The organism is Micromonospora sp. CA-248089, from assembly GCF_050948515.1.
Taxonomy (GTDB): domain Bacteria; phylum Actinomycetota; class Actinomycetes; order Mycobacteriales; family Micromonosporaceae; genus Micromonospora.
On sequence record NZ_CP192016.1, the window covers coordinates 1,513,735 to 1,536,687 of the forward strand.

A 22,953-nucleotide genomic window follows, 5' to 3' on the forward strand; every position below is an offset into this window, starting at 1 on the left:
TCGGTCAGGTGCGGGCGAGCCAGTCCTGGTCGCCCAGGCCCGAGATGTCCAGCACGCGCCGGACCTGCGGGGACGGCAGCACGGTGAGCGCGGCCGGGAACCGCTGCGCGAGCCGGACCACCGCGTGGATGGCGGCCGAGTCGAAGAAGGTGACCGCCCGCAGGTCGAGCGTGAGCTGCTTGGCGGGCTCGCGGAGCGCGGTCTGGAACATGGTGTCGGCGGTCGCCATGTCGACCTCGCCGGTCACCTGGACGCGCAGTTGGTCGCCGTCGACCTGCGCCGTCACGGAGAAGACGGGCGCCGCGCCCCCTTGATCCACGGAGCAACAATGGCACAGCGTTTGCGGCACGGCAACAACCTGCCCGGCGGGCCTGTGGCGGGGGGCACACCACCCCCGGCGATAGGCTTGGGCCATGACCGTCCGTGCGCCGCTGACCCCCGGCACGCTCTCCCCGTGGCGAGCGGTCCCCGCCCACATCCCGCGCCCGGAGTACGTGGGTAAGAAGCGCCCCCAGGAGTGGCGCGGCTCGCACGTGCAGACGCCGGAGACCATCGAGAAGATGCGCGTGGCGGGGCGTCTCGCCGCCCAGGCCACCCAGCTCGCCGGTGAGCACTGCAAGCCCGGCGTGACCACCGACGAGATCGACAGGGTGGTGCACGAGTTCCTCTGCGACCACGGCGCCTACCCGTCGACGCTCGGCTACCGGGGCTTCCCGAAGTCGTGCTGCACCAGCCTCAACGAGGTGATCTGCCACGGCATCCCGGACACCACGGTGCTCGAGGACGGCGACATCATCAACGTCGACGTCACCGCGTACCTGAACGGCGTGCACGGCGACACCGACGCCACGTTCTGCGTGGGCGAGGTGAGCGAGGAGGCCCGCCTGCTGGTCGAGCGGACCCACACGGCGATGATGCGCGGCATCAAGGCCATCGCCCCGGGGCGGCAGATCAACGTCATCGGCCGGGTCATCGAGTCGTACGCGAAGCGCTTCGGCTACGGCGTGGTCCGCGACTTCACCGGGCACGGCATCGGCGAGGCGTTCCACAGTGGCCTCTACGTGCCGCACTACGACAGCCCGCGCCCCACGGACGTGATGGAGCCCGGCATGACGTTCACCGTCGAGCCGATGATCACGCTCGGCACCTACCAGTACGACATGTGGGACGACGGCTGGACGGTGGTCACCAAGGACCGCCGGTGGACGGCCCAGTTCGAGCACACGATCGTCGTGACCGACGACGGCTACGAGATCCTGACCCTGCCGTGACCGACACCCCGGCGGCACTGCGCGAGGCGCACCACGCGGACGTGTCCGGCGGCTGGCTGCGTCCGGCCGTCTTCGGCGCGATGGACGGGCTGGTCACCAACATCGCGCTGATCGCCGGTGTGGGCGGAGGCGGGGTGTCGCCGCGCAGCGTGGTGCTCACCGGCACGGCCGGCCTGGTGGCCGGTGCCATCTCGATGGGCCTCGGCGAGTACACGAGCGTCCGGTCCGCGAACGAGCAGGTCGCCGCCGAGGTGGCCAAGGAGCGGCGCGAGCTGGAACGCCACCCGGAGGCCGAGGCCCGGGAACTCGCAGACGCCTGGGTCGCCCGTGGACTGTCCCGCGAGTTGGCGACACAGGTCGCCGAGGCGGTACGCGCCAACCCGGAGGAGGCGCTGCGGGTGCACGTACGGGAGGAACTGGGCGTCGACCCCGACGACCAGCCCAGCCCGTGGGCCGCGGCGATCTCGTCGTTCGTCTGCTTCTCGATCGGCGCGCTGGTGCCGCTGTTGCCGTACCTGCTCGGCTTCACCAGCCTCTGGCTGGCGCTCGGCGTCGGCGGCGTCGGCCTCTTCGTCGCCGGTGCGATCGTGGCCCGGTTCACCAACCGCGCCTGGTGGCGTGCCGGTCTGCGGCAGTTGCTGCTCGGCGGGCTGGCGGCCGGCGCGACCTACCTGATCGGCGCGCTGATCGGCGTCAGCGGCGGTATCGGCTGAGGCTGAGCCACCCCGGCCGTCAACCGGACAGCAGGTCGTCGATCGTGCCGTCGACCGGCCGCCCCCGGGCGGCCAGTTCCTCGGCCTGCCGGGTCAGCGCCGCGCCCACCTCGGTCATGTCCGCCCCGGCCAGCCCGGTACGCCGCACCGCGTCCCCGGGATCGCGGAAGTAGGTGCGGCTGAACAGTCCCTGCACGGTGGCGGCGGCCAGCCGCGCCTCGCCGAGCATGAGCAGCGCCTGGTCCGTCTCGTACCACTCGGCCAGCCGCAACGCGCGGGCGTGCGCCGCGCTGCCCCGGTACCACGCCTGCCGCGCCGCGCTCGTGAACTCCGCCGGCCGGGCGCGTGCCAGCCGTGCCAGGTGCTCGTCGCGCAGCGTCCGCAGCCAGCCGGTCGGATCGTGCAGGGCGCGGGTCGTCACGTACCGGTCCGCGGCCAGCGGCCAGCGGGACGTGATCGTCGTCGCCCGGCGCAGGTAGTCGTCCGCCCCGGCCACCGTGAGGTCGACGAGTACGCCGTCCACCCGCCGGGTGGCGGGCGGCGGTCCGGCGCCGGGCCGGTAGGTGACGACCAGCAGGCCGACCTCGCGGTCCCCGCCGCCGTCGTCGTCGCCGTGCGCGAGCGGACCGTGTACGGCGACCGCCAGCACGTCGGCCGGGAACCGCCGCAGGACGGCGTCACCGACCCGCTCGGCCACCTGCCACCGTGGATCGTCCAGACGCCGCTCGGCATCTCGTTCGCCGGCCAAGGCCACCGCCAATCCGCAACGTCGTCAGTTCGACTTGTGCGACTTGTACGACCGTACGCTTCAGGTATGACCGAGCCCGCTGCCGAGCTTCCGATCTCCGATGCTCGCGAGAATCTCGCGGATGTCGTCTCACGCGCTCACTACGCCGGTCGCATCACCTACGTCACTCGTCGTGGGCAGCGGCTGGCTGCCATTGTCCCGGCGGACCTCGCCGAGGCGATCGAACGCGCCGAGGACGCGATCGACGTCGAGGCTGCCCGGGCCGCCCTGGCCCGTCTGGATGCGGGCGAAGCGCCGGTTTCCCTCACCGACCTACGCAAAGAGGTGGGCCTCTGAGAAGCTGGCCGCCAGCCGCTCATTGCTGCTGAGGTGACCGGCGCGTTCCAGTCCGCGCCTCCTCGGCGGTCCGCAGATCGCGTACCAGCAGTTCCATCGAAGGACCCCACGGCAGCTCGGCGTGCCCGGCAACCCGCCAGCCGTTGCGCCGGTAGATGCCGTTCGCCAGGCTGCGCGGATCGGAGGCGAGCGTCGCCCAGCTCTCCGGACGCCCCTGAAGAAGCCGACGCATCAACTCCGCGCCGATGCCGTGAGACCGATGCCGCGGGTGGACGACCCATTCCAGTACGGCGAACTTGTCGCGATCCCGCACCTCGGCCGGGGGTTCCTCCTCCGCACGCGACCACCAGGTGCCGGCGGCCATGGTCCACCCGTACGCCGCTCCGATCAGTTCTTCGCCCTCTCTCGCCAGGACGAGGCGGAATCCGGGCCGTGCCGCCTCGTCGGGCAGCCCGGCCCGGAACCGGGCGACCTGTGCCGGACCTTCGAGGTAAGGCGGTTCGGCGTAGACCAGCGCATACAGGTCGGCGAGAGCGTCGACGACAGACATCAGCTTGTCGGGATGGCACCGGTCGAAGGTGACGGACGGCGGAGGCGTCACCGCTGGACTCGTTCCATCAGTTCCGTGTAGAGCGGCCGGTGCCGCTCTCCGTCGGGTACCGCCGCCGTGACCTGCAGAGTGACCGCGCGCACGAGTTCGTTGTGTTGTTCCCGAGGCAGGCGGTCCAACAGATCGGCCGCCGCCGTCAGACCGTCGGTGATGTCACCGGCCCGGACCGTGGCCGCTGCCTGATGCAGTTGTACCTGCGTACGCAGCCGGATCTGGGAAGCGGGATACAACTCCAAGGCCCGGGCCTGCGCTGCCGCAGCCGCCCTCCGGTCACCGGAATGGGTGTGGACCCAGGACTCCGTGTGTCGCAGGCGATGCTCCGGCCAGCCCCACAGCGATTCGACGTCCCCGACGACGGCGGCCGGGAGTTTCTCGATCTGCTCGCTCAGATGACGCACGGTCGCGACTGCCTCGTCGTGCCGCCCGGCGAGGGCGAGTGCCTGCGCCCGGCCCGCCAGCAGACCACAGGTGGCAGCCGACGGCCTACCGGCGAGCGGAAGCACCTCGTCAGAGATCGCTACGACGGTCATGGGCCGTCGACCGTCGTAGCAGCCGTTGACGACGTCCCAGGCGCGGGTCAGGACTCGCGTGTCGGGGTCACCGGACTCGTCGGCGGCTCTCTGGGCGCTGGCCCACCATCTCCTCGACAGCAGAGCGTGGCCTGACGCGACGAGGCTGAGCGCGACGATCACCGACAGCGCTGCGGCGACGCGTAGCAGCTGCGGGCGACGCCGATCGTCGCTTGCGGCGAGTTGATGCTGTAGGACCGTCAGATCCCGGCCGAGTTGTGTCATCAGCTGTTCGTGCGGCTGGCGATAGTAGGCCGTGCCGTAGGAGGAGACGATCTCTGCCCACGCGTCGGCCTCGACGTCGACGGCGGCGTCGAGGCCGTGTCGCAGCGCCTCCCAGCCGACCATGCGGTCGACGGCGGGGAGAGCAGCAAGCGAAGTCATGGCGTGGAGCACCGACCTTCTCGGCATGTCGATGTCGTTGGCGCGCCTGCTGTCGTATGCCTTCTTGATCGAGCCGTCGGCCGACAGTGCCCGGTCGTAGGCGGCCACGACGGCGGGGTTGACGGGGCGGGCGCCACGCTCGATCTGCCCGAGGTAGCCGAAGTCGTACCTGATGAGTTCGGCGAACTTCCGCAGCGACCAACCGGCGGCAACCCGGTGCCGCCTGAGTATGTCCCCGAAATGGTCCATGCCACCCTCTCAGGTCGTGGGCCGGCGTGTGGGCCCACTGCTCACCGCTGCCGCCTGCGCTCCGTAATCGGGATGCTACCGAGGCCGACCAATTCGGCGCGGCCCGTGTGAGCCCTGTCGGCGTACCGCGATCACGCTGCGACGGCAGGTGCCGGGGGCGGGCCGTATCGGCCCGCCCCCACCGGGCGGATGGCACCGACAGAGGACAGGTTCGATGAGGATCATCCCTTTCCGACGCCTGCACAACCGCCGGCCCGAGCGCCGCGCGACGTGCTATCGCTCCGCGGTCTACCGGCCGCTGCGACCGTGGCAGGTACGGGAACGAACGTTCAGCTCCGCACCGCTGGGCCGACGCGGGCTCGATCCCGAACAGGTCCGGGAGTTCCTGGACCTGGTGGCGGGCGATCTCGCGACGGTCTATGACGCGTTGGCCGAGAGCCGCCGGGAGACCGACCGGGTGAAGGACGCCCTGCGGCGCTGGCAGTCGGAGCAGGCGCGTGCCCGGGCCGAGCGGGAGCAGGAACGATGACCGAACGGTGGGTCATCCATCTGCCGATGGTCGTCAACGACCTCGTGTCGGCGCAGCGCCTTGCCCGGGTGGTGGCACATTGGAGCCACGTCCTCCCGCAGACCGAACCCGGTGGCACCAGCGTCTCGCCCGAGGACGACCAGAACGTACGGCACTGGGTCTTCTGCGACCGCAACCTGTCCGAGGGACGGCGCTGCCTGCTCCGGCCCGATCACGACGGCGACTGCTCGCCGCGATTCCGGCCACGGTGAGCCGTCGATCAGGCGTTCGGGACCAGGCGGAACACGCGGATCTCGCGGTTACCGGCGCGCTCGACGTACGTGCGGTACGCGGGCCACTCCTGCACCAGCCGCTGGAAGAGCCGTTCCCGTTCCTCGCCGGTGACCTGCTCGGCGGTGACGGGGATCCGGCGTCCCTTGACGTCCACCTCGGCGGCCGGATCAGCCATCAGGTTGAACGTCCAGGACGGCTGGTGCTGTTGCCCCCAGTTCGAGCCGATCACCACGTAGGCGTCGCCGTCGGGGACGTACACCAGGGGGTTGCTGCGGGGCTTGCCGGAGCGGCGGCCGGTGGAGGTGAGCACCAGGGTGGGCACGAGCCCGAAGGCGACCACGCGACCTTTCGTCATCCGGCCAACCAGCCGGTCGGCCGGGACGAGCAGGCGCATGGTGGCGCCGAACCAACGCTGGTGACCGAGACGGCGGGTGAGGGTTCCCAGGGCGGACATCCGACAAGTGTGCCGCCCGCACCGGGCCTCGTCATCCCTCGGACGGTCAGTCAGTCGAGCCGGCGTTCGATCGGCAGGCGGGACCGGGTGAACAGCGCGGCGCCGCCCATCGCCACCAGCGGCACCACGACCAGCGCGGCGAGCGTCACGCCGGGCACCGTCACCGGGTACGGCGGCTGCACCGGCCAGGAGTCCGCGTACCGCTGGTTGAGCGCGGCGAGGACGACCACTGCGGAGCCGAGCCCGGCGACGATGCCCAGCGCGGAGCCGAGGACCGCGATGACCCCGGCCTGGCAGAGCGACAGCAGGCGGCGTACCCGGGGATCGGCGCCGACCGCCGCGAGCGTGGACAGGTCCCGGCGGCCCTCGGCCGCGGCGAGGCCGGTGGCGACCGCGGCCGCGCCGAGCGTGATCACCCCGGAGGCCACCGCCAGCAGGAGCAGCATCGGGCGCTGGTCCGATGGCGGGTCGGCGGTCGCCACCTGCGCCGACATGGGCCCGATGTCGAACAGCTCGTCGGTCAGCATCTCCATCTGCCGGTCGTCGGCGGGCGAGCCGGCGGTGTCCAGCAGGTAGCCCAGCGGTACGGCGGACAGGCCGAGCGCGTCGGCGGCGGCGGGGGAGAGCACGAGCCGGTCGACGGTGAGACCGCCGCGCAGCGCGTACCCGGGCAGGAGACGCCCGGTGGGCGGGCCGCCGGAGTTGTAGTTGACCTCCACCCGGACCTGCCCGTCCACCACCCGCCGGGCGTCGGTGACCACGACGCCGCCGGCGGCGAGCGTCCGGCGCGCGGCGGCCAGCTCGTCGGCGGGCGCGCCGGTGAGCGGGGCCAGCGCGGCGCCGTCGTCCACGAGCGCCGGCAGGTAGACGTCGACCGGCTCCTGGAAGGGGCTCACGCAGCGCGGATCGCGCCGGGCCGAGTCGGGGACCGGTTCGGAAGAGGTGTACGGGCAGCGCTGCTCCGGCGGAACGAACGCGTACACGGCGCAGTCGTCCTTCTCCCGGACGCTGCCGGCGCAGCCGGGGATCGCGACGGGCGTCACCGTGGCGTCGGGCAGGACCGTGCGGACCCGGGTGGCGACGGCGTCGGCCGACGGCGGGTCCGCCGGGATGTCGCCGGAGTGGGTGAGCAGCACGTTCCCCGGCGGCAGGCCCGGCTGCCAGAGTTCCCGGGAGCGGGTCTCGTCACTCGCCACGTAGACGCCGATCGCCACGCTTCCGGCGACCGCCGCCATCACCGCGGAGATGGCGGGCGCGGCCGACGACCGGTTGCGGCTGGCGTCGCGCAACGCGAGCCGGGGCGTCAGCGGCAGCAGCCGGCCGGCCCGGCCCAGGACGCCGACGAGCGTCGGCGTGCAGAACACCAGCCCCAGCTCGCCCAGGGCGACGCCGGCCAGCACACCGGTCTGCGAGGTCCGGCCGGCGGCGAACGCGGCGATCGCGGTTCCGGCGACGGTGAGCGCCAGCCCGATCAGCAGCCAGCGGCGGCGGGGCCGGCTCGCGTCGCGCCGGCCGGCCAGGCCGGTCGCCACGTCCTGCCGGGCCGCCGTCCAGGCCGGGGCCATCGCCGCCAGCACGCCGGCCAGCACCGCCGTCGCGGCGATCGCCAGCAGCGCGGTCGGGAAGATCCGGTACGCCCCGAGGCGCTCCCCGAGCACGTACTGCTCGACGATCGGCCGACCGGCGAACGCCGCGCCGATGCCGAGCAGCAGGCCGAGAGCAGCCCCGCCGGCGCCGAGCACCACCCCGTCGGCGAGCACGATCCGGCGCAGGTGGGAGGCGTCGCCACCGGCCACCGCGACGAGCGCGAGGTCGCGCCGCCGGCGCCGGACGCTCACCGCGAAGGCCGGGCCGACCAGCAGCACCACCTCGAGCAGGCCCAGCCCGCCGACCACTCCGACGACGCCGGCCTCGTCGGCGTCCGGTACGCGCATGCCGCGGGAGAACTCGTCCCGTCCGGGCAGGCGGTCGCGGGCGACGACCTGGACGCCCTGCGCGTTCAGCCGGTCGACCAGTCCCGGGTCCAGCGGGCCGGGCAGGTCCACCAGCCAGGTGTCGCTGCCGGCCGCGCCCTCCGGGGACACCCCGGGCAGCGTGATCACGTCCCGGAGGTTGTCCGGGTACTCCACCACCCCGACCACCCGGTAGGTGGTGCCGTCGACGGTGCGTACCGGGTCGCCGATGCGGGTCTCCAGCCGGCGCAGCGCCGTCGGGCTGACCGCGATCTCGTCGGGGCGCACCGGCGGACGGCCGTCGCGTACCCGCGCCAGTGGCCGGGTGAGCGGGTCGGTCAGATCCACCGCGCGCGCCTCGATCGATTCGACGTGCCGGCCCACCCGCGTCGAGAACGTCATCCACCAGCGGGCGCGGGCCAGCCGGCTGCCCTCGGGCAGCAGCGCGCGCACCTCCTCGGCGGTCGCCGGACGGGTCCGGCCGACCCATTCGCCCTGGACCGGCCAGGCCGACTCGCCCCAGGCGTCCTGCGTCACCGGCACCAGGCTGTCCCAGCGCAGTGCGACGTCGGCACCGCCGAGCTGGCGCTCGATGCGCTCGGCGCGGGTCAGGTCCGACATGTCGTAGCTGACCGCGGCGAAGCTGAGGCCGAGCACCGGCAGCGCGATCATCACCAGCACCAGCAGCGTGCGCCGCCGGGACCGCCGGGCCTCCCGGCGGGCGATCCGCAACGCGGTCCGCCACGACCCGCGTACGGCGGCGAGGCGGCTGCCGGTCACCGGATGCTGCCGCTGAGCAGGTGGTCGACGCCGATCAGCGGTGCGGTCGAGTCGACCATCACCCCGTCGCGCAGGAAGACCACCCGGTCCGCCCAGCCGGCGTGCCGGGCCTCGTGGGTGACCAGCACCCCGGCCGCCCCGGCGTCCACCCGGCGGCGCAGCAGGTGCAGCACCGCCTCACCGGTCTGCGAGTCCAGCGCGCCGGTCGGCTCGTCGGCGAGGACCAGGCGGCGTTCCCCGACGAGGGCCCGGGCGATCGCCACCCGCTGCTGCTGGCCGCCGGACATCTGGTCCGGGAAACGGTCGGCCAGATCCTCCAGGTCGACCTCGCGCAGCGCGTCGAGGGCCGACTGGCGGGCCGCCCGCACGCCGGTGCCGTCCAGTTCCAGGGGAAGCGCCACGTTCTCCACGGCGGTCAGGCTGCCGAGCAGGTTCAGGTCCTGGAAGACGTACCCGATCCGGCGGCGCCGCAGCCGGGCCAGCTCGCGGGCGGAGAGCCCGACGAGCGCCTCGCCCTCGACCACCACCTCGCCGCCGGTGGGCCGGTCCAGGCCGCCCGCGAGCGCCAGCAGCGTGGACTTGCCGGACCCGGAGGGGCCCATCACGGCCACCAGCTCACCGGCCCGCACGGTCAGGCTCACGCCGCGCAGCGCGTGCACGGCGGCCTCGCCGGCGCCGTGGGTCCGGCGGACGTCCCGCAGTTCCAGCACCCCGTCGATCGGGTCCATCAGCGCCTCCCGTGCCGGGTCACCGGCGGGCTTCGTCGCCGGCCCGGTCCACCGCCTCGGGGTGGTCGACCGCCCGGATCGGTGCCGGACGGTGCCGGACCAGGCTCGTCTCGCAGTGGTCGAGCCACCGCACCTCGGCCTCGGTCTGGAAGATCATCGCGTCCAGCACCAGCCGCCAGGGTAGATCCTCCGGCTTGTCGCTCGTGTACTTCAACCGGGTGAACTCCTGAAGCGCGCGCATGGTGGCGGTGCGCTGGGTCTGCACCACCGACCGCACGTCGACGCCCGGGGTGGTCAGCGCCAGCGCCAGCTTGATCGACAGCTCGTCGCGGGGCCGGTCGGCGCGGCTGATCGGCGTGGCGAACCACAGCGCCAGGTCCGCCCGTCCGGCGTCGGTGATCTCGTACGGCCGCTGCCCGCTCTCGTTCTCCGGCAGCGGGCGAACCAGTCCGTCGCGTTCCAGCCGGGCCAGCGTCGTGTAGACCTGTCCGATGTTCAGCGGCCAGGTCGACCCGGTCGACTCCTCGAACGCGGCACGGAGCTGGTAGCCGTACATCTGGCCGCGTTCGAGCAGGGCGAGCAGGCCGTGACGGATGGACATGACCGCGAGTATGCATACCTGGTATGCGCAACGCAACCGGAGGGTTCCGCCGGGTGACCGGCGTCGCGCTCAGGTCGGTCGGCCCGGGAACGGAACCGTGACCGGCGTCACCCCCGCCGTACGACGCCAGCGGGTGGCGCGCAACGCGCAGTCGGTGAGCGCGGCGAGCGCCGTGTTCCGGTCCGCGCCGGTGGTGTGCGGCAGCGCGGCCCGCCAGTGCCCGGCCGTGCGCTCCTCCACCTCCACCGCGAGGCGCAACGCGCTCGCGCGGTCCGTCACCGGGTAGGGCAGCGCGTATCCGGCCCGGTCGGCGGGCACCTGCCCGGAGCCCTCGGCCAGTTGCAGCAGCAGCGCGTCGCGGCGGGACCGGTGAGCCGCCTCGGCGGCACGGGCCGCGGTGCGCGCCGCCTCGGTCAGGTGCACGCCGATCACCCCGTACGCCCAGACCGCCGCGTACTCGGCGGCGAGCGCGTCGGCGAGGGCCGCGGCCGGGCCGGTCGTCGGGTTGGTCATGCTGCGCCAACCGGGCATGAACTCACGGCCCTCGCTCCGCTCGGTGCGTTCGTTCACTTGAGGGCCTCCACGTGTGTGGCCCGCGCGGCGGCGATCGAGCCGAGCAGCGCGGCCCGCTCGGCCGGCGCGGCGGCGCACGCCTTGGCCGCGTTCGTCCGGCCCTCCTGCTCGGCCCGGCGCAGCTCGGTGAGCACGGCGTCGGGCGCGGGCGCGCTCGCCGAGCCGGCAGCAGCCGGTGCGCCGGAGGGTGCCGGCCGGCCGATCACGCGGCGTAGCTCCTCGGCGTGCGCCCGGTGCGCGTCGGCGATCGGGGTGAGCCGGCCGGCCAGCGCCGGGGCGGCGGTGGCGGCGGCCCGGTAGCGGGCCTCCAGCGCGAGCGCCTCGGCGGCGAGCGGCTCCAGGGCGTCCGGCGCCGGTGGCTCCTTGTCACGGTCGAAAAGATCACAACCGGTCAGCGGCGCCGTGGCGCCGCCGAGCGCCACGAGCCCGCCGGCGCGCAGCAGCCAGCGCCGGGAATGCCCCGCTCTGACCTGGTCGGATGGTGTTCTGCCGATCCCCACCTGACAGAGTCAACACCATCCGCGCCGCCTCGTGGGGCAGGGTCTCGGTGCGCCGCCGGGTCCGTCGGCGGCCACAAGCGTTACGCTCTGCGCAACCACCGGGCGCGGACGCCCCGGTGGCGCGCCGGTATGGCGGGCCGATCGCCCGCACCGGCCCGGGACAACACGGCCCGCGGGTCGTGGCAACAGCAGGAGAGGTGCGCGCAATGACGCAGCGTGGCCGTGCCACCCGGTCGACGGGGCCCACCGGGCGGCCCCGCCGGTCCGACGGGCCCCGCGGCACGGACCGGAGCGGCGCACCTCGCGGCGATCTCGCCGCCCGCCGCAACCGGCTGCGCGAGGTGATCGAACCGGTCGTCACCGCGGCCGGTTACGACCTGGAGGACCTCTCCGTCTCCCGCGCCGGCCGGCGGCACGTGGTCCGGGTGATCGTGGACGCCGACGGCGGGATCAACCTGGACGCCGTGGCGGACGTCTCCCGCGCGGTCTCGGCGGCGCTGGACGCGGCCGAGGAGGCCGGCGGCGACATCGTGGCCGGCGAGTACCAGCTGGAGGTCAGCTCGCCCGGCGTGGACCGCCCGCTCACCCTGCCCCGGCACTGGCGGCGCAACGCCGGGCGGCTGGTCAAGGTCACCGTCCGCGGCGACGCGGGGGACCGCCAGCTCACCGGCCGGATCACGGCCGCCGACGACGAACGTGTGGTGCTGGAGACCGACGCCGGCCCCGCTGAACACCCGTACGCCGAACTCGGTCCCGGCCGGGTCCAGGTGGAGTTCAACCGCCTGGACGACCTGGCCGACGAGGACTTCGGTGACGACACCGACGACGACGAAGATCTGGAGGACGAGGAGAGGTGAACATCGACCTCGCGGCGCTGCGCGCCCTGGAGCGCGAGCGGGAGATCCCGTTCGACACGATCCTCGCGGCGATCGAGACCGCGCTGCTGACCGCCTACCGGCACACCGACGGCGCCGAGGCGCACGCCCGGGTGGAGATCGACCGCAAGAGCGGGGCCGCCTCGGTCTACGCGCAGGAGCTGGACGCCGACGGCACGGTGACCCGGGAGTGGGACGACACTCCGCACGACTTCGGGCGGATCGCCGCCATGACCGCCAAGCAGGTGATCCTCCAGCGGCTGCGGGAGGCCACCGACGAGGTGCACTTCGGCGAGTACGTCGGCCGCGACGGTGACCTGGTCACCGGCGTGGTGCAGGCGCACGAGACCCGCCGCGAGAAGGGCATCGTCAGCGTCGACCTCGGCAAGCTGGAGGGCGTCCTGCCGCAGTCCGAGCAGGTCCCCGGCGAGCGGTACGAGCACGGCGAGCGGATCCGCTGCGTGGTCGTGCACGTCGCGAAGGGCATGCGCGGCCCGCAGATCACGCTGTCCCGCTCGCATCCAGCGCTGGTGAAGAAGCTGTTCGCGCTGGAGGTGCCGGAGATCGCCGACGGCACCGTGGAGATCGGCGCGATCGCGCGTGAGGCAGGTCACCGTACGAAGATCGCCGTACGTTCGACGACCTCCGGCGTCAACGCCAAGGGCGCCTGCATCGGCCCGATGGGCCAGCGGGTCCGGGCCGTGATGAGCGAGTTGCACGGCGAAAAGATCGACATCATCGACTGGTCGGACGACCCGGCCACCTTCGTCGGCAACGCGTTGTCGCCGGCCAAGGCGCTGCGGGTCGAGGTGGTCGACCTGGCCTCCCGTACCGCCCGGGTGACCGTGCCGGACTTCCAGCTCTCGCTCGCGATCGGCCGGGAAGGGCAGAACGCCCGCCTCGCGGCCCGTCTGACCGGTTGGCGCATCGACATCCGGTCCGACGCGGAGACCGCGGCCCCGCAGAGCCGGGGCGGAGCTGATCACGTCCCGGAGCCGGGCGGCGCGATCTCCGGCGGCTAGGGGTAGACTTACTCAGTGGCACGACGCGCGATTCCGGAGCGCACCTGTGTGGGCTGCCGGAAACGAGCGCCGGCCAGCGAGTTGTTGCGGGTCGTCGCGATCGGTGACGAGGCTGGTCACACCAGTCTCCGGCCCGATCCGGCCCGCAGACTGCCGGGTCGGGGAGCGAACATGCACCCTGATCCGGCCTGCTTCGCGCAGGCGGTGCGTCGCCGCGCCTTCGGGCGGGCACTGCGCCTCACCGGGGTCCCCGACCACGGTGCGCTTGCGGAGCACGTCGACGCGCAACCCCCGACGACCGGTCAAGCCCGACCGGTCGAGGGTCGCTAGCAAGGTAGGACGACCGACATGAGCACACGATGAAGTCCCTGAAATGACCAGGCTTCAAGTGCAGGAGTGAGGTCGCTGCGGGTGCTGCCCGCACGACCTCGGAGTGAGGAGTGCAGTGGCAGGAAAGGCCCGCGTACACGAGCTTGCCAAGGAGCTCGGGGTCGAAAGCAAGACCGTTCTCGCCAAGCTCAAGGAGATGGGCGAGTTCGTGAAGTCCGCGTCCAGCACCGTCGAGGCGCCTGTCGCCCGGCGGCTGCGTAGCGCGTTCGTAGCCGGTTCGTCGGCGCCTGCCGGCCCGCCGGCTGCCGCGCCCAGTGGCCCGGCGCCGACCCCGACGCCCACCCCGACCCCGGGCGCCCCCGGGTCTCGGCCAAGCCGATGCCGCCCCGGCGTCCGGCCGCGCCGACCCCTGGACCGAAGCCCAAGGGCCCGGTCCCCGGCCCGCCGCAGCCGGCGACTCCGGTCGCCAAGCCGGCGAGCGCGCACGACATCGAAGTGGCGGCCGCCGAGGCGCGTGCCGCCGCGCTCAAGGCTGAGCAGGAGGCCGCGGTCAAGGCCGCCCAGGCCGCCCGTCAGCAGCAGCGCGAGACCGTACGCCGGGAGCCCCCGGCCGAGGGCGGCGCTCGCCCGGGTCCGCGTCCCGGCCCGAACGCCATGCCGCCGCGTCCGGGTTCCCCGGCCGCCGGTCGTCCCGGCGGTCCGGGTCAGGGTCAGGGCCCCGGTGCCCGGCCCGGCGGTCGTCCGCCGGCGCGCGGCGCCGGTAACAACCCGTTCGGTATCCAGGGCGGCCAGCAGCAGCGGCCCCCGGCCGCCGGTGCGGGCGGTCCCCGTCCCAGCCCGGCCGGCATGCCGCCGCGGCCCAGCCCGGCGTCGATGCCGCCGCGGCCGAGCCCGGCCTCGATGCCGAGCCAGCGCCCGACCACCGGCCGCCCCGGCGGCCCCGGTGGCGGTCGTGGCGGACCCGGCGGAGGCGCCGGTCGTCCGGGCGGTCCCGGCGGCGGTGGCGGTGGCTACCGCGGTGGACCCGGTGGTGGCGGCGGTGGCGGTGGCTACCGCGGCGGTCCCGGTGGTGGCGGCGGTGGCGGTGGCTACCGCGGCGGTCCCGGCGGCGGTGGCGGTGCTCCCGGCGGTGGTTTCCGTCCGGGTGGCCCGGTCGGCGGCGGTGGCCGTCCCGGCGGCGGTGGCCGTGGCCGTGGCGGTGGCGCGGCGGGTGCCTTCGGGCGTCCCGGCGGCCGGCCGACCCGCGGTCGCAAGTCCAAGAAGCAGCGCAGACAGGAGTTCGACAACCTGTCGGCCCCGACCATGTCCTCGGGTGCGCCCCGCGGTCAGGGTCAGGTCGTCCGGTTGTCCCGTGGCGCCTCGCTGTCGGACTTCGCCGACAAGATCAACGCCAACCCGGGTTCGCTGGTCCAGGAGATGTTCAACCTGGGCGAGATGGTGACGGCGACCCAGTCGTGCTCCGACGAGACCCTGCAGCTGCTGGGTGAGCACCTCGGCTTCGACGTGCAGATCGTCAGCCCGGAGGACGAGGACCGCGAGCTGCTCGCGCAGTTCAACATCGACCTCGACGCCGAGGTCGCGGAGGACCGCCTGGTCAGCCGTGCGCCGGTCGTGACCGTCATGGGTCACGTCGACCACGGTAAGACCAAGCTGCTCGACGCGATCCGTAAGGCGAACGTGGTGGCCGGCGAGGCGGGTGGCATCACCCAGCACATCGGCGCCTACCAGGTCCACGTCCCGCACGAGGGCGAGGACCGCGCGGTGACGTTCATCGACACCCCGGGTCACGAGGCGTTCACCGCCATGCGTGCCCGTGGTGCCCAGGTCACGGACATCGTGATCCTGGTGGTCGCGGCCGACGACGGCGTCATGCCGCAGACCATCGAGGCGCTCAACCACGCCAAGGCGGCGGACGTGCCGATCGTGGTCGCGGTCAACAAGGTCGACAAGCCCGAGGCGAACCCGGACAAGGTCCGCCAGCAGCTGACCGAGTACGGCCTGGTCGCCGAGGAGTACGGCGGCGACACCATGTTCGTCAACGTGGCGGCCAAGCCCGGCATCGGCATCGAGGAGCTGCTCGAGGCCGTGCTGCTGACCGCCGACGCGTCGCTGGAGCTGACCGCTCCGATCGACGGGCCGGCGCAGGGTGTCGCGATCGAGGCGCACCTGGACAAGGGCCGTGGCGCGGTGGCGACCGTGCTGGTGCAGAAGGGCACCTTGCGTGCCGGTGACTCGATCGTCGCCGGTGGGGCGCACGGCCGCGTGCGGGCCATGCTGGACGAGAACGGCAAGCCGGTCGACTCGGCCGGTCCGGCGCGTCCGGTCATGGTGCTGGGTCTGACCACGGTGCCGGGTGCGGGTGACACCTTCCTGGCCGCCGAGGACGACCGCACCGTGCGGCAGATCGCCGAGCAGCGTCAGGCGCGGAGGCGGGCGGCGTCGTTCGCCAACTCCCGTGGCCGGGCCACTCTCGAGACGCTCATGGAGCAGCTCAAGGAGGGCGAGAAGACCTCGCTCAACCTGGTGCTCAAGGGCGACGTCTCCGGTTCCGTGGAGGCGCTCGAGGACGCGCTGTTCAACCTCGACATCCCGGAGGAGGTCCAGCTTCGGATCATCCACCGGGGCGTGGGCGCGATCACCGAGAGCGACGTCATGCTCGCGAGCGCCTCGTCCGAGGCGGTCACGATCATCGGCTTCAACGTGCGGGCCTCGAACAAGGTCCGCGAGATGGCCGACCGTGAGGGCGTGGAGATCCGGTACTACACCGTCATCTACCAGGCCATCGAGGAGATCGACGCCGCGCTCAAGGGTCTGCTCAAGCCGGAGTACGAGGAGGTCGAGCTGGGCACCGCGGAGATCCGCGACGTCTTCCGCTCCTCCAAGATCGGCAACATCTCCGGCTGTATCGTCCGGTCCGGCCTCATCCGCCGCAACGCCAAGGCGCGGCTGCTGCGGGACGGGGCGGTCGTGGCGGACAACCTCACGATCAGCTCCTTGAAGCGGTTCAAGGACGACGCGACCGAGGTCCGCGAGGGCTTCGAGTGTGGTCTGACGCTGGGCGGCTACAACAACGTCCAGGTCGGCGACGTCATCGAGACGTTCGAGATGCGCGAGAAGCCGCGCGCCTGACAACCACGCGTACGACCGGTCGACGGCCGGGGCCTTCGGGCCCCGGCCGTCGCCGTTTCCGCAGGCTGCGACAATTTCCGGCGTGATCCGGTACGCGCTGCTCCTCGCCCCCTCCGCCAACCGCGTCTACGCCGACGCGGCGGCCCGTCTCGCGCGTGCCGAACTGGCCGTGTTCGCCGGTTCCGGCGTACTGGGCGTGGCACCGGGCGACGCGGAGGTGACGAGGATCGGCGGGGTGGAGTACCTGACCTTCGCCACCGCCGAGCCCGGGCTGGGCGAGCGGGACCTGGCCCACCTGGCGAACCTGTCGGCGGCGTACGCGTTGTTCGAACGGGTCGGCGACGACCTGCTGCGGCCGGTGCCGCTGCGCCCGCTGGCCCGGTACGACTCCGACCTGATCACCATCCCGAAGTACGCCGGCAAGACCAACGAGCAGTTCACCCGGCTGCTGCTCAACGTCACGGTGCTCGCCTCCGCCGCCGCGCCGCGGATGCTGGACGGGCCGGTGGTGGTGCTGGACCCGCTCTGCGGCCGGGGCACCACGCTCAACCAGGCGCTGATGTACGGCTACGACGGCATCGGCATCGAGCGTGACAGTCAGGACGTGGAGGCGTACGCGGCGTTCCTGCGTACCTGGCTGCGCCGCAAGCGCCTCAAGCACACCGCCGAGTCGACGTCGGTGCGCCGGGACCGCAAGCTCGTCGCCCGCCGCTTCGAGGCCGTCGTCGCACCGTCGCGGGACGAGCACCGGGCCGGGGCCACCCAGCGCGTCACCGTGCTCAACACCGACACCACCCGGGCCCGCGAGGCGTTGCGCGCCCGCTGCGCGGACGTGATCGTCACCGACGCGCCGTACGGGGTGGCGCACGGCAGCCGTACCGGCCAGGGGTTGTCTCGCAGCCCGCTGGAGCTGCTCACCGCAGCCGTGCCGGTGTGGCGGGAGCTGCTGCGCCCGGGCGGCGCGATCGGGCTGTCCTGGAACACGCACGTGGCGCCGCGGGCACAGGCGGAGGCGGCGCTGACCGACGCGGGGCTGCGGGTGCTCGACGGTCCCGGCTTCGGCGACTTCGCGCACCGGGTCGACCAGGCGATCGAGCGGGACGTGCTGGTGGCGGTCGCGCCTTAATCGCGTGCCGGTCCGGGCCGCCCGGCGTACCGTTGCTCGCCGTGTATACCGGAACCGCACTGTTCGACCTGTTGCTCCCGGGTGACTCCCGGTCCCTGAAGGCCAAGCGGTCCTACGTCCGGCCGATCGTCGCCGCGCTGCGCAAGTTCGAGGTCTCCGCCGCCGAGGTGGGGGCGCTGGACCTGCACGGCCGGGCCGAGATCGGGGTGGCGGTGGTGGCCGCCGAGCCGGCTCACGTCCGCGAGGTGCTCGACTCCTGTGAGCGGCTGGTCGCCGCCCGTCCGGAGACCGAGCTGCTGTCGGTACGCCGTCGCCTGCACGGCGCGGACGACTGACGGCGCGTCGCGCCGCACTCCGGCCGTGCCGCGCGACGCCCGGCCGGGCGCGGGTAGTGTTCTTCAGCGTTGGGCGGTCGGACCCGGCGGCGCCCACGCGCCCGTCGTCTCCGGCCGACGGCCCGGGTCGCATGATGATCCGGCGTCGTCATGGGTACAGGTGATCCCGGAGGTGGGGGACATGACGGATCAGGCAAAGGTTCGCCGGCACGCGGAGCGCATCCGGGAACTCGTCGCGTCGGTGGTGCGCAGCCAGATCAAGGACCCCCGGCTCGGCATGATCACGATCACCGACGCCCGGATCACCGCCGACCTGCGCGACGCCACCGTCTTCTACACGGTGCTCGGCGACGCGGCGGCCCAGGCGAGCACCGCCGCCGCGCTGGAGAGCGCCAAGGGCATGCTGCGCAGCACCGTCGGCAAGGCGCTCGGGCTGCGGCACTCGCCGACGCTCACCTTCGTCCTCGACGACGTGCAGGACCAGGTCAAGCACATCGACGACCTGCTGGCCGCCGCGCGTACCGCCGACGCCGAGGTGCAGCGGCTGGCCGCGAAGGCCTCGTACGCGGGCGAGGCCCAGCCGTACCGGGTCGAGGACGACGAGGACGCCGACGACGCCTCCGCCGACAACGAGGACGAGGACGACGACGAGCCGCGCGCCGGCGACCGCCGGTGACCGAGGCCGCCGGGCCCACCGAGACCGCGTGGGCGTCCGCCGTCGCGGCGGTACGCGACCTTCCCGCCGGCGCGCGGGTGCTGCTGATCTGCCACGTGAACCCGGACGGGGACGCGCTGGGCAGCATGCTCGGCTTCGGGCTGGGCCTGCGCCGGCTCGGTGTCCGCGATCTCCAGGCCACCTTCCCCGGCCCGCCGGAGGTGCCCGAGCCGTTCCGGTGGATGCCCGGCATGGATCTGCTGGTGCCGCAGGACGACGCGTACCCGGCTCCGGACCTGGTGATCTGCTTCGACGCGGCGAGCGAGTCCCGGCTGGGCGACCTGGTCGACCGGCTGGACACGGCGGGCACGTCGCTCGTGCTCGACCACCACGCCTCGAACAGCGGGTTCGGCCGGATCAATCTGGTCGACCCGCACGCCGCCGCGACCTCCGTGGTCGCGCTGGAGCTGCTGGACCGGCTCGGCGTGATGCTGGACGCGGAGATGGCGACCGGGCTGTACGTCGCGCTCACCACGGACACCGGCTCGTTCCGCTTCGAGGCGACCACCCCGGCCGTGCACGAGACGGCAGCGCGCCTGGTGGCCACCGGCATCCGGCCCGGGGACATCTCCCGGCGGATCTTCGACACCCGCCCGTTCGGTGCCGTCCGCCTCTTCGGCGAGGTGCTCGGCCGGGCCACGCTGGAACCGGCGGCCGCCGCCGGGCACGGCCTCGTCTGGACGTACGCGACCCGCGACGACCTGATCCGCCACGAGCAGCCCGCGTACGTGCTGGAGGCGCTCATCGACTCGGTGCGCTGCACCGCCGAGGCGGACGTGAGCTGTGTGGTGAAGCAGGCCGGCGAGGCCGAGTGGGCGGTGTCGCTGCGCAGCAAGGGCGCGGTGGACGTGAGCCGGGTGGCGGTGGCGCTCGGCGGCGGCGGGCACCGGTTCGCGGCCGGCTTCACCGGGCGGGGATCCCTCGACGAGGTGGTCGGGCGGATCCGCGCCGAGCTGGCCACCGGCACGCTCTAGCCCTTCGGGCTGGAATTGCCCCGATATTTCTGCCGCGCCGAGGTGCGGCGGCGATCTGAAGTGTGAGCCGATCGGCGGCATTTCCGGGGATCACGACGCGTGCCGGGCTTTCCGCCGTCCGTGACGCTGGGGACAATCGGGTGATGGATCATCCCCGTGAGCTCACCGTCGAGGCGCCCCGGGCCTGGGACCGGCCGGTCGTCTCCGTGCCGGTGCTGATCTGCCTGTCCCTGGTCGGGGGGCAGATGCCGTCCTTCTCGACCGCGGCGAACCTCTACATCCTCACCACCGGCGGGGGGTTGATCTGGGTCGGCCTGAGCAACCGGGTGCCCCGGCGTCCGGCGCCGCGCCGGCTGCCGTCGGTCGCGCTGTGGTGGCTGGTCCCGGTGACCGTCTTCGGGGTCTTCGAGGGGGCGACGTTCGTGGCGGCGGCGGGCGACGACTTCCCCACCCTCTCCCGGCTGGCCGATCCGCTGCTGGAGGACAACCTGGTCCGTTCGGCGGCCTGGTTCGCGTGGCTGTCCGCGTTCTGGGGACTGGTGCGCCGATGATGCGGGCACTGGCGATCGGCGGGTTCGGAGTCTCGATCGTGCTGTTCGCCGTCGTCGAGTGGGCCGCGCGCCGGGAGGGCTCGCGGATCCCGTCGCTGGCCGACGTCTGCGCGTTCGTGATGCGGTACGAGGTGGGCCCGGTGCCGGTCGGCCGGATTGGGCTGTTCGGTTTCTGGTGGTGGCTGGGCTGGCACTTCCTGGCCCGCTGACCGCCCTCGCCGGAGCGGGACGACGAGGTTGATCTTTCCGCATTTCGGGAACTGGGGGCAGTATCTGGAAAGTGAACGTTAATTTGGGTGCGGGACCGGCGCTTCGCGGCGCTGGTCACGGGCGGTGGTGCCGCACCCGGCCTCGCCTCCCTCCAGGGTCGGACCGACCCGGGCTCCCGCTGCCAGGCGAGCCGCTCCGGTGATCCCGGACCGCTGCCGGGCGCTCAGCCGCCGACGACTTCCGGTCGCGGCGCGATCAGTCGTCGCGCCGATCCGGAGCGCCGGGCGCCCGTAGGACCGCCACGTCCCGGTGGTCCGCACCCTGGAAGGACCTCACATGCCCAGCAAGCGCAAGCCGCAGACCGAGACCACCACCGACGAGGCGCGCGAGCAGATGCGCCGCGCGCTGCAGACCTCGATGGACACCCGTCAGTGACGTACGCCGTCCGGCGGTGACGCCGGCCGGGCCGCACCCGCAGCCCGGCGCCGGCGTCACCGCCGCGCGGGAACCCGCTTCCGCGCTACCGTCGCCCGGTGCGACGCATCCTCGTGGTCGGCAGCTCCGGCGCCGGCAAGAGCACGCTCGCCGGTGAACTGGCCCGGCGACTCGGCCTTCCCCTGATCCACCTGGACCGGCACTACTGGCGCCCCGGCTGGACCGCGTCCGCCCCGGCTGACTTCCGCGCCGAGGTGGCAGCGCTCGCCGCCCGCCCGGCCTGGGTCATGGACGGCAACTACGCGAGCACCCTCGACCTGCGGCTGCCCCGCGCCGACCTGCTGGTGCTCTGCGACACCTCCCGGCCGCGTTGCCTGGTCCGGATCGTCCGCCGCCGGTGGGCGCACCGAAGGCTGCCCCGGCCCGACCTGCCCGAGGACTGCCCGGAACGCCTCGATCTGGGCTTCCTGCGCTACGTCTGGCGCTACCCCCGTGACTCTCGGCCCCGGGTCTTCGCCGCGCTCGCCGAGCACGCCCCGGCACTGCCGGTGCGCCGCCTGCGCGGGCGGCGTGACGCGGCCCGCTTCCTGGCCGGTGTGGGTAAGTAGTCGCTTGCCTTGCGGACCTTACTGGGCGCGTGCCAGGATCGGCGGCGATGAGCACCACCGCCACCCCCGTCACCGCCTCGCCGCGGCGGATCGCCGCACTCGCGCTGCCCGCCCTCGTGGTGCTGGCCGCCGAGCCGCTGTACGTCCTCGTCGACACCGCCGTGGTCGGTCACCTGGGCCGGGTGCCGCTGGCCGCGCTCGCAGTCGGCGGCACGGTCATGACGCTCACCGCCTGGGTCGGCACCGTGGTCGCGTACGGCACCACGGGCCGTTCGGCCCGCCGCTTCGGAGCGGGGGACCGGGCCGCCGCGGTGGCCGAGGGCGTGCAGGCGTCCTGGCTCGCGCTGTCCACCGGAGTGCTGGTGGCGGTCGCCATCGGCATCGGCGGGGGCGCGCTGGCGCGTACCCTCGTCGGCGGCCCCGGCGAGGTGGCCGACGCCGCCGCCGGATGGCTGCGGGTCGCGGCGCTCGGCGCGCCCGGCCTGCTGCTCGCCGCCGCCGGCAACGGCTGGCTGCGCGGCATCCAGGACACCCGCCGGCCGCTGCTGTTCGTGCTCGGCCCGAACCTGCTCTCCGCGGTGCTCTGCCCGCTGCTGGTCTATCCGGCCGGGCTCGGCCTGGTCGGCTCGGCGGTGGCGAACGCGATCGCGCAGACGCTCTCCGGCGTCCTGTTCGCGGGCGCGCTGGTGCGCGAGCGGGTCTCGCTGCGGCCCCGGCCCCGGGTGATCGGCCAGCAGCTCGTGCTGAGCCGGGACCTGCTCGTGCGTGGTGTCGCGTTCCAGGCCAGCTTCCTGTCCGCGACAGCGGTCGCGGCCCGGTTCGGCGCCGCCGCGGTCGGCGCGCACCAGATCGCCCTGCAACTGTGGTTCTTCACGGTGCTGGTGCTCGACGCCCTGGCCATCGCCGCGCAGTCGCTCGTCGGCGCCGCGCTCGGCGCCGGCGACGCGGCCGGCGCGCGGTTCCTGGCCCGCCGCGTCGCGCTGCTCGGCGGGCTGTGCGGCGTGGCCTTCGCGGTGCTCATCGCCGCGGGCGCCGGCGTGGTGCCGTCGTGGTTCAGCTCCGATCCGCAGGTACGCGAGCAGGCCATGACGGCCTGGCCCTGGTTCGTCGCGCTCCAGCCGATCGGTGGCGTGGTGTTCGCGCTCGACGGGGTGCTGATCGGCGCGGGCGACGTGCGCTACCTGCGGAACCTCACCATCGTGTGCGCGTTCGGCGGGTTCCTGCCGGCGATCTGGCTGGCCTACGCGTTCGAGCTCGGGCTGGGCGGGATCTGGGCCGGGCTGATGCTGTTCGTGGTGCTGCGGCTGGCCGGCCTGCTGCTGCGGGTGCGTTCGGGCGCGTGGGCGGTGACCGGCGCGGTGCGCTGACGCCGG

25 protein-coding genes and 2 pseudogenes are annotated in these 22,953 nt (G+C 73.5%); 17 read left to right on the forward strand and 10 right to left on the reverse strand.

The window, feature by feature from the left end; translation table 11 throughout:
• Positions 1–4: 4 nt before the first annotated feature.
• On the reverse strand, positions 5–319 hold the full coding sequence (locus ACQP26_RS07440; protein WP_269701387.1) for an STAS domain-containing protein: 315 nt from the start codon (positions 317–319) through the stop codon (positions 5–7).
• 94 nt (positions 320–413) lie between these two features.
• On the opposite strand from ACQP26_RS07440, the gene map reads away from it, so the two are divergent.
• Together map and ACQP26_RS07450 are read left to right on the forward strand one after the other, a co-directional pair.
• Positions 414–1,271, forward strand: a complete 858-nt coding sequence (gene map / locus ACQP26_RS07445) for a type I methionyl aminopeptidase (RefSeq protein WP_269701386.1) — start codon at positions 414–416, stop codon at positions 1,269–1,271.
• On the forward strand, positions 1,268–1,984 hold the full coding sequence (locus ACQP26_RS07450) for a VIT1/CCC1 transporter family protein (RefSeq protein ID WP_194799779.1): 717 nt from the start codon (positions 1,268–1,270) through the stop codon (positions 1,982–1,984). Before map ends, ACQP26_RS07450 begins: the two co-directional genes overlap by 4 nt.
• A 19-nt stretch (positions 1,985–2,003) precedes the next feature.
• Here the strand turns inward: ACQP26_RS07450 and ACQP26_RS07455 are convergent, their stop codons facing one another.
• Positions 2,004–2,732 carry a nucleotidyltransferase domain-containing protein gene (locus tag ACQP26_RS07455; RefSeq protein ID WP_433496100.1) on the reverse strand — a complete coding sequence of 243 codons (729 nt, stop codon included), beginning with the start codon at positions 2,730–2,732 and terminating at the stop codon, positions 2,004–2,006.
• A 66-nt stretch (positions 2,733–2,798) separates the two neighbouring features.
• Here ACQP26_RS07455 and ACQP26_RS07460 point away from each other — a divergent pair, with 66 nt between their 5' ends.
• The gene (locus ACQP26_RS07460) at positions 2,799–3,068 is read left to right on the forward strand and encodes a type II toxin-antitoxin system prevent-host-death family antitoxin (RefSeq protein WP_269701385.1); all 270 of its coding nucleotides are present in this window, start codon (positions 2,799–2,801) and stop codon (positions 3,066–3,068) included.
• Between the two features lie 19 nt (positions 3,069–3,087).
• Here ACQP26_RS07460 and ACQP26_RS07465 read toward each other — a convergent pair whose 3' ends face one another.
• Together ACQP26_RS07465 and ACQP26_RS07470 are read right to left on the reverse strand one after the other, a co-directional pair.
• The gene (locus ACQP26_RS07465) at positions 3,088–3,669 is read right to left on the reverse strand and encodes a GNAT family N-acetyltransferase (protein ID WP_281578725.1); all 582 of its coding nucleotides are present in this window, start codon (positions 3,667–3,669) and stop codon (positions 3,088–3,090) included.
• On the reverse strand, positions 3,666–4,880 hold the full coding sequence (locus tag ACQP26_RS07470; protein ID WP_433495295.1) for a helix-turn-helix domain-containing protein: 1,215 nt from the start codon (positions 4,878–4,880) through the stop codon (positions 3,666–3,668). Before ACQP26_RS07470 ends, ACQP26_RS07465 begins: the two co-directional genes overlap by 4 nt.
• 214 nt (positions 4,881–5,094) lie before the next feature.
• On the opposite strand from ACQP26_RS07470, the gene ACQP26_RS07475 reads away from it, so the two are divergent.
• Together ACQP26_RS07475 and ACQP26_RS07480 are read left to right on the forward strand one after the other, a co-directional pair.
• Entirely contained in the window at positions 5,095–5,409 is a 315-nt protein-coding gene (locus tag ACQP26_RS07475; protein WP_269701381.1) for a DivIVA domain-containing protein, read from the forward strand.
• Positions 5,406–5,660: a hypothetical protein gene (locus ACQP26_RS07480; RefSeq protein ID WP_013284657.1), complete on the forward strand. Its 255-nt coding sequence runs from the start codon at positions 5,406–5,408 to the stop codon at positions 5,658–5,660. Before ACQP26_RS07475 ends, ACQP26_RS07480 begins: the two co-directional genes overlap by 4 nt.
• Positions 5,661–5,668: 8 nt before the next feature.
• On the opposite strand, the gene ACQP26_RS07485 is transcribed toward ACQP26_RS07480, so the two are convergent.
• The 6 genes from ACQP26_RS07485 to ACQP26_RS07510 form a co-directional block, all read right to left on the reverse strand.
• Entirely contained in the window at positions 5,669–6,136 is a 468-nt protein-coding gene (locus tag ACQP26_RS07485) for a nitroreductase/quinone reductase family protein (protein ID WP_269701380.1), read from the reverse strand.
• A 50-nt stretch (positions 6,137–6,186) separates the two neighbouring features.
• Positions 6,187–8,868: an ABC transporter permease gene (locus tag ACQP26_RS07490; RefSeq protein WP_281578723.1), complete on the reverse strand. Its 2,682-nt coding sequence runs from the start codon at positions 8,866–8,868 to the stop codon at positions 6,187–6,189.
• A complete protein-coding gene (locus ACQP26_RS07495) occupies positions 8,865–9,596 on the reverse strand; it encodes an ABC transporter ATP-binding protein (protein WP_269701378.1) in 732 nt (243 codons plus the stop codon). The genes ACQP26_RS07490 and ACQP26_RS07495 overlap by 4 nt, the downstream gene beginning before the upstream one ends.
• Before the next feature lie 19 nt (positions 9,597–9,615).
• Positions 9,616–10,197: a PadR family transcriptional regulator gene (locus ACQP26_RS07500; RefSeq protein WP_013284661.1), complete on the reverse strand. Its 582-nt coding sequence runs from the start codon at positions 10,195–10,197 to the stop codon at positions 9,616–9,618.
• A 69-nt stretch (positions 10,198–10,266) separates the two neighbouring features.
• Positions 10,267–10,710: a ferritin-like domain-containing protein gene (locus tag ACQP26_RS07505; RefSeq protein ID WP_433496101.1), complete on the reverse strand. Its 444-nt coding sequence runs from the start codon at positions 10,708–10,710 to the stop codon at positions 10,267–10,269.
• 53 nt (positions 10,711–10,763) lie between these two features.
• Positions 10,764–11,213: a hypothetical protein gene (locus tag ACQP26_RS07510; protein WP_281580026.1), complete on the reverse strand. Its 450-nt coding sequence runs from the start codon at positions 11,211–11,213 to the stop codon at positions 10,764–10,766.
• A 263-nt stretch (positions 11,214–11,476) separates the two neighbouring features.
• On the opposite strand from ACQP26_RS07510, the gene rimP reads away from it, so the two are divergent.
• From rimP to ACQP26_RS07570, 12 genes and pseudogenes are all read left to right on the forward strand, one after another.
• Positions 11,477–12,127, forward strand: coding sequence for a ribosome maturation factor RimP (gene rimP / locus ACQP26_RS07515; RefSeq protein ID WP_269701374.1), 651 nt, complete (start codon positions 11,477–11,479; stop codon positions 12,125–12,127).
• Complete coding sequence (nusA, locus tag ACQP26_RS07520) at positions 12,124–13,167, forward strand: transcription termination factor NusA (protein WP_269701372.1); 1,044 nt, start codon at positions 12,124–12,126, stop codon at positions 13,165–13,167. The genes rimP and nusA overlap by 4 nt, the downstream gene beginning before the upstream one ends.
• 15 nt (positions 13,168–13,182) lie before the next feature.
• Positions 13,183–13,519: pseudogene (locus tag ACQP26_RS07525) on the forward strand (YlxR family protein).
• Positions 13,520–13,612: 93 nt separating this feature from the next.
• Positions 13,613–16,626 (forward strand): annotated as a pseudogene (infB, locus tag ACQP26_RS07530) (translation initiation factor IF-2).
• Between the two features lie 82 nt (positions 16,627–16,708).
• Positions 16,709–17,752, forward strand: coding sequence for a TRM11 family SAM-dependent methyltransferase (locus ACQP26_RS07535; RefSeq protein ID WP_433495296.1), 1,044 nt, complete (start codon positions 16,709–16,711; stop codon positions 17,750–17,752).
• A 41-nt stretch (positions 17,753–17,793) separates the two neighbouring features.
• Positions 17,794–18,087, forward strand: coding sequence for a DUF503 domain-containing protein (locus ACQP26_RS07540; RefSeq protein WP_013284668.1), 294 nt, complete (start codon positions 17,794–17,796; stop codon positions 18,085–18,087).
• A 181-nt stretch (positions 18,088–18,268) separates the two neighbouring features.
• Positions 18,269–18,763 carry a 30S ribosome-binding factor RbfA gene (gene rbfA, locus ACQP26_RS07545; RefSeq protein ID WP_433495297.1) on the forward strand — a complete coding sequence of 165 codons (495 nt, stop codon included), beginning with the start codon at positions 18,269–18,271 and terminating at the stop codon, positions 18,761–18,763.
• On the forward strand, positions 18,760–19,776 hold the full coding sequence (locus tag ACQP26_RS07550; protein ID WP_281578719.1) for a DHH family phosphoesterase: 1,017 nt from the start codon (positions 18,760–18,762) through the stop codon (positions 19,774–19,776). Before rbfA ends, ACQP26_RS07550 begins: the two co-directional genes overlap by 4 nt.
• 143 nt (positions 19,777–19,919) lie before the next feature.
• Complete coding sequence (locus tag ACQP26_RS07555; RefSeq protein ID WP_281578718.1) at positions 19,920–20,327, forward strand: hypothetical protein; 408 nt, start codon at positions 19,920–19,922, stop codon at positions 20,325–20,327.
• A complete protein-coding gene (locus ACQP26_RS07560; RefSeq protein WP_175438725.1) occupies positions 20,327–20,536 on the forward strand; it encodes a DUF6186 family protein in 210 nt (69 codons plus the stop codon). The genes ACQP26_RS07555 and ACQP26_RS07560 overlap by 1 nt, the downstream gene beginning before the upstream one ends.
• Before the next feature lie 534 nt (positions 20,537–21,070).
• The gene (locus ACQP26_RS07565) at positions 21,071–21,580 is read left to right on the forward strand and encodes an adenylate kinase (RefSeq protein ID WP_269701363.1); all 510 of its coding nucleotides are present in this window, start codon (positions 21,071–21,073) and stop codon (positions 21,578–21,580) included.
• Positions 21,581–21,627: 47 nt separating this feature from the next.
• Positions 21,628–22,947 carry an MATE family efflux transporter gene (locus ACQP26_RS07570; RefSeq protein ID WP_433495298.1) on the forward strand — a complete coding sequence of 440 codons (1,320 nt, stop codon included), beginning with the start codon at positions 21,628–21,630 and terminating at the stop codon, positions 22,945–22,947.
• Positions 22,948–22,953 lie beyond the last annotated feature (6 nt).